This is a genomic window from Geminicoccus flavidas, from assembly GCF_009806515.1.
In the GTDB taxonomy this organism is placed as follows: Bacteria; Pseudomonadota; Alphaproteobacteria; order Geminicoccales; family Geminicoccaceae; genus Geminicoccus; species Geminicoccus flavidus.
The window spans coordinates 1-5,089 of the sequence record NZ_WUJP01000437.1; the positions used below are offsets into that span (position 1 = coordinate 1).

The window sequence follows — 5,089 nt, forward strand, 5'->3', positions numbered from 1 at the left end:
CTCCTGGTGCTCGGCCAGACCTGACGAGGCCCGCCCGGCACCCCTGCGCTGCCCGGCCGGTTCTCCCGACGTCGTCTTGCGGGACGACCTCCCAACTGGAGCGCCTCTGACCAGAGGCGCTCCCTTTTTCTTCTGCTCAGCGCTTGTCGCCGAACAGCCCGGCCAGGTAGTCGACCATCTCCGGTACCAGCCGGTCACCCTGGCCCTCCGCCACGGCCAGCCCTAGCGCCTGCCGCGCACCGATCGACATGATGGTCGGCACGCCCAGGTCCTCGGCCATCCGGCTGTAATAGCCGACATCCTTGCGCGCGTTGGCGATCGAGAAGGCGAGCTTGGTGGGATCGCCCTCCAGCGCGTTGGCGGCGACAAAGTCCATCATGCCCGAGCGGAGCGGGCCCGCCGACATCACCTGGTAGAGCCGGTCGCGGGCGATGCCCGCCCGGTCGGCCATGGCGAAGGCTTCCGCCATGCCGCAGGCCGTGGTCATGGCGAAGAAGTTGTTGATCAGCTTCAGCGTATGTCCGGCACCGAGTGCCCCGACATGGAAGACGTTCTCGCCCAGATCGTGGAACACCGGCAGGGCCCGCTGGAACGCCGCCTCGTCGCCGGCAGCCATGATGTTGAGCTTGCCTTCCTTGGCATGCGACGGCGTGCGCCCGAGCGGCGCGTCCAGGTAGGTGGCGCCGCGCTCGGCCACAGCCGGCCCGATCCGCTTGGTCGAATCCGGCAAGGAGGTGCCGAAGTCGATCACCAGCGCCCCCGACCGCACCCCGGCGATCACCCCGTCCGGCTCGAACATCCGGGCCTCCACCGAGGCGGAGGTGTCCATGCACAGCATGACGATGTCACTGGCGGCCGCGATCTCGCGCGGCGTCGCCACTTCGGTGGCACCGCGCGCCACCGCGGCCGCCACGTTGGCCCGACTGCGGTTGGCCATCACGGTCATCGGATAGCCCAGGCCCTGCAGCCGTTCGACCATGGCCGCACCCATCAGGCCAAGGCCGATGAATCCGATGCTCGGCTTGCCGTTGCTCAACGCGTCACTCCCTGGAAAACTGGCCCTGACGAGGCAGGCGGTGGTTCGCATCCGCCGGCAAGCTAGCGGGACGATCCGCCGGAGGCCATCCATGGCAACCGTGCGCCGGACCGCGGCCGAGCCGGCGGGACCGCGGGCCGCCGTCCGGCCCCGTCCGCCAACCAGATCCGGCGGCCAGACCGGGCACCCTCGTCCAGCCTCAGGAGCCCAGATGAGCGACATCGAACTGCGCGGCATCACCAAGCGCTATGGCGGGGTCACGGTGGTGGACGGCATCGACTTGCACGTCCAGGACGGCGAGTTCCTGACCATCCTCGGCCCCAGCGGCTCGGGCAAGACGACGCTGCTCACCCTGATCGCCGGGCTCACCGAGCTGTCGGACGGGCGAATCAGCATGGCCGGGCAGGAGGTGACCAGGGTGCCGCCGGCTAAGCGCAACATTGGTCTGGTATTCCAGAGCTATGCGCTGTTCCCGCACATGACCGTGTTCGACAACGTCGCCTTCCCGCTCTCGATCCGCGGCCTGCCGCGCAGCGAGATCGAGCGCCGGGTTGGCGAGGCGCTGGGGATGGTGCGGCTCGGCGGCTTTGCCGAGCGCAGGCCGGCCCAGCTCTCGGGTGGCCAGCAGCAGCGGGTGGCGCTGGCCCGGGCGATCGTGTTCGGCCCCTCGATCCTCTTGCTCGACGAGCCCCTAGGCGCGCTGGACCGCAAGCTGCGCGAGGAGGTGCAGATCGAGCTGCGCCAGCTGCAGAAGTCGCTGGGCCTGACCAGCGTGCTGGTGACGCACGACCAGGAGGAGGCGCTGTCCTTGTCCGACCGGCTCATGGTGCTGGACCATGGCCGGGTGCAGCAGGTGGCGACCCCGACGGACGCCTATCTGCATCCCGCCAACCGGTTCGTCGCCGACTTTTTGGGCGTGGCCAACATCTTCACCGGCCGCCCGGTCGAGGAGAGCGGACAGATGCGGCTGCGCATGGGCGACGGCCAGCTCCTGCCCTGCCCGCCCCTGCAGGACAGCCGCAGCGGGCCGGAACTCGACCTCCTGGTCCGGCCCGAGCGGATCCGGCTCGAGCCCGCCGGCACTCCGGGCGTGGCCGCCACCGTCACAGACGCGATCTATCTGGGCCAGTCGATCCGCTACGTGCTGGAAGGTCCGGGGGGCCAGCGGATCGTCGCCCAGAGCGCCGACCGGGTGGCGCGCTTTGGCCGGGGCAACCGGGTGGCGCTCGGCTGGGCGCCGGCGGACGGCTGGATCATCCCGCCCGCGGCGGGCGTTCACTGATCCAGATGTCCGCCGACCCGGGCGTTCACTGGCGGAGGATCGGCCCGTGCACGTCGCAGAAATCCTCGACCGCGGCCACGAACTGGTCATGGTCAACCTCGGTGACCGGCAGGCAGAGGGTGATGAAGCCGCGCCGCGCCAGATAGATGCCGCGCTCGATCATCTCGAGCTGGAACAGGGTTTGCAGTTCGGGGCGCGCCGGCGCGTCCTGCGGGCGGCGGATCGGCCGGTCGTGAAAATGCACGCAGTTGATCGAGCCTCGCCCCTTCACCTGGAACGGCACGCCCCGCTCCTGGAACACGGCGTTGAGCCGCCCGCGCAGCCGGTCGCCGGCTTCGCTGAGCGCGATCGCGGCTTCGGGCGTGAAGACTTCCCGCAGCCCGGCCACGCCGGCCGCCATGGTCAGCACGTTGTTGTTGTAGGTGCCGGAATGGCCGAGTGCTCCCGGCTTGCGGGCGTCGAACCGGTCCATGATCCAGCGCTTTCCGCCGAACGCACCGAAGGTCAGCCCGCCGCCCAGATACTTGCCGAACGTGGTCATGTCCGGGATCACGCCGGTGGCCTCCTGCAGGCCGCCCGGCGCCAGTCGCGAGGTCATCACCTCGTCGAACACCAGAACGATGCCGTGGCGCTCCGTCTCCTCGCGCAGCATGGTCAGGAACTCGGGCTCGGCCGGGATGGCGCCGCCCGCCCCCATCATCGGCTCCAGCGCCACGGCCGCGAGGTCCTGCGCATGGGTGCGGATCCGGGCGCGGGTGCCGTCGATGTCGTTGTAGTCGGCCAGCACCACGTCGAACGGCGCGTTCATCGCACCTGGCCCGTTCGCGAAGGTGAAGCAGCCGCCGTGATAGGCGCCGTTGAACAGGAGGAGCTTGGAACGGCCGGTGACCGCACGGGCGGCGCAGAACGCGTTCAGGTTGGCCTCGGTGCCGGAATTGCAGAAGCGCACCAGATCCAACGACGGGTAGCGCTGGCACATCAGCGCCGCGAGTTCCGCCTCGTACAGGTTCGGGCCGCCCAGCGTGATGCCGCTGTCCAGTGCCGTCCGCACCGCATTCAGGATCGTCGGGTTGGAGTGGCCGTACAGCCCCGCCGTGTACTCACCCAGATAGTCGAGATAGACATGGCCATCGGCATCGTGGAGCGTGGCTCCGACGCCTTTGACGATGGTCAGGGGGAAGGGCGAGAAATGCAGGATGGTCCGCGTGCTGCCGCCCGGCATCACGGCCTCCGCCCGCTCCACGCGCGCCCGGCTGTTGGGATTCGCCGCAACATAGCGGCGCTCGGCATCTTCCAGTGCGCTCTGGACCGTCGCGTTGCGGCGGGCGGGCTCGATCGGCATGTCGTTTTCATTCGCTCCCTGGGCCGTCACGCTTTCACAGCGGCTGGCACGATGTTCAACCATCCATTAGCCTCAACCGAAGTAGTGGGGAAGGACAGGTCGAGATGATTTTCACCAAGCGGCAGTTGCTCAAAAATTCGGCAGGGCTGGCAGCGCTGTCGGCGCTGGGGCTGCGCGCCGGCCCGTCACGAGCTGCAGTCAGCGAGTTCCGGATGATCGAGGCGGGCGGTGCTTCCGGTGAATCGATCGAGAAGGGCTATATCACGCCGTTCACCGAGAAGACCGGCATCAAGGTCCTGCGCGAGAGCCCGAGCGGGCTCGGCAAGCTGCGCGCCCTGGTCGAGTCCGGCGACAGCTCGGTTCCTCTGCTCGAGGTGGGCAGCCCGGAGCTCTACCAGGCAGTGGCGCTCGACCTGGTCGAGCCGATCGACTGGGACGTGGTGAACCCCGACCCGATCTTCGACGAGGCGAAGCACGAGTACGGCTTCGGCTACCAGTATTATTCCACGGTGATGGCCTGGGGCGAGGGTCAGCGCGCACCTAAGGACTGGGCGGAATTCTTCGATCCCGAGGCGCTGCCCGGCAAGCGCAGTCTGCCGGACTATGCCTCTTACATCCTGCCGATGGCAGCACTCGCCGCCGGCGGCTCGATCGAGAACGTCTACCCGATCGACCTGGACAAGGCCTTCGAATCGCTGGAGCGCATCAAGGACAGCGTGTCGGTCTGGTGGCAGGCGGGCGCGCAGCCGCCGCAGCTGCTCAAGGACAAGGAGGTGCAGTATGCGGCGAGCTGGTCCGGCCGCGTCGCCGGCGCGCCGGGCATTGAGTTCAGCTACCAGCAGGGGCTGCTCGACCTCGCCTATTTCGTGGTACCCAAGGGCGTGGATCCCGAACTGAAGAGGGCGGCGATGGGCCTCCTGCACGAGATGAGCGTCGCCAAGAACCAGGCAGTGGCCGCCGAGGTGATCTCCTACACCGGCCCCAGCACCGAGCTCGAGAAGCTGTTGCCGCAGGACCGGATCGGGGAGTTTCCGACCACCACCGCCAACAAGAACGTGCAGATGTTCAATGACGGCCAGTGGTGGTTCGAGAATGCCGACGAGGTCGAGCAGCGCTGGCAGGAATTCAAGCTGACGCTGTGACCAGTTCTCCCACCGCCTCGATTCGTCCGGGTCGGTCCGCGCGTGCGGGCCGCCTCGGCGCCACCGGGCTCGGCTTCGCCCTACCGGTCAGCCTGTTCCTGCTGGTCGCGTTCGACGTGCCGGTCCTGATGATGTTCGGCTGGGCGCTGACCAGCGCCAAGGGCATGTTCGCACCCTTCGTCGAGTTCTTCACCCGCCCGGCCTATCTCAAGGTTATCCTCAACACGCTGCGAATCGCCGCAATCGCGACGGTCTCCTGCGCGGTGCTGGGCTACGTGCTGGCCTAC

General features: G+C 68.3%; 4 protein-coding genes and 1 pseudogene. 3 read left to right on the forward strand and 2 right to left on the reverse strand.

Going from position 1 to position 5,089, the window contains the following annotated elements:
* Positions 1–136: 136 nt before the first annotated feature.
* Complete coding sequence (locus EQG76_RS12265) at positions 137–1,036, reverse strand: NAD(P)-dependent oxidoreductase (protein WP_200840764.1); 900 nt, start codon at positions 1,034–1,036, stop codon at positions 137–139.
* Positions 1,037–1,247: 211 nt separating this feature from the next.
* On the opposite strand from EQG76_RS12265, the gene EQG76_RS12270 reads away from it, so the two are divergent.
* Entirely contained in the window at positions 1,248–2,318 is a 1,071-nt protein-coding gene (locus tag EQG76_RS12270) for an ABC transporter ATP-binding protein (RefSeq protein ID WP_159713729.1), read from the forward strand.
* Between the two features lie 25 nt (positions 2,319–2,343).
* On the opposite strand, the gene EQG76_RS12275 is transcribed toward EQG76_RS12270, so the two are convergent.
* The gene (locus EQG76_RS12275) at positions 2,344–3,660 is read right to left on the reverse strand and encodes an aspartate aminotransferase family protein (protein ID WP_159713730.1); all 1,317 of its coding nucleotides are present in this window, start codon (positions 3,658–3,660) and stop codon (positions 2,344–2,346) included.
* A 104-nt stretch (positions 3,661–3,764) separates the two neighbouring features.
* On the opposite strand from EQG76_RS12275, the gene EQG76_RS12280 reads away from it, so the two are divergent.
* Positions 3,765–4,802: an extracellular solute-binding protein gene (locus tag EQG76_RS12280; protein ID WP_159713731.1), complete on the forward strand. Its 1,038-nt coding sequence runs from the start codon at positions 3,765–3,767 to the stop codon at positions 4,800–4,802.
* Positions 4,799–5,089, forward strand: a pseudogene (locus EQG76_RS12285) (ABC transporter permease subunit); the annotation flags it as partial. The gene EQG76_RS12280 and the pseudogene EQG76_RS12285, both read left to right, overlap by 4 nt.

Bases quoted from the DNA above. Each gene is read 5' to 3' on its own strand.
- EQG76_RS12270 (WP_159713729.1), top strand. From the start codon at position 1,248: ATGAGCGACATCGAACTGCGCGGCATCACCAAGCGCTATGGCGGGGTC.
- EQG76_RS12275 (WP_159713730.1), bottom strand. From the start codon at position 3,660: ATGCCGATCGAGCCCGCCCGCCGCAACGCGACGGTCCAGAGCGCACTG.
- EQG76_RS12280 (WP_159713731.1), top strand. From the start codon at position 3,765: ATGATTTTCACCAAGCGGCAGTTGCTCAAAAATTCGGCAGGGCTGGCA.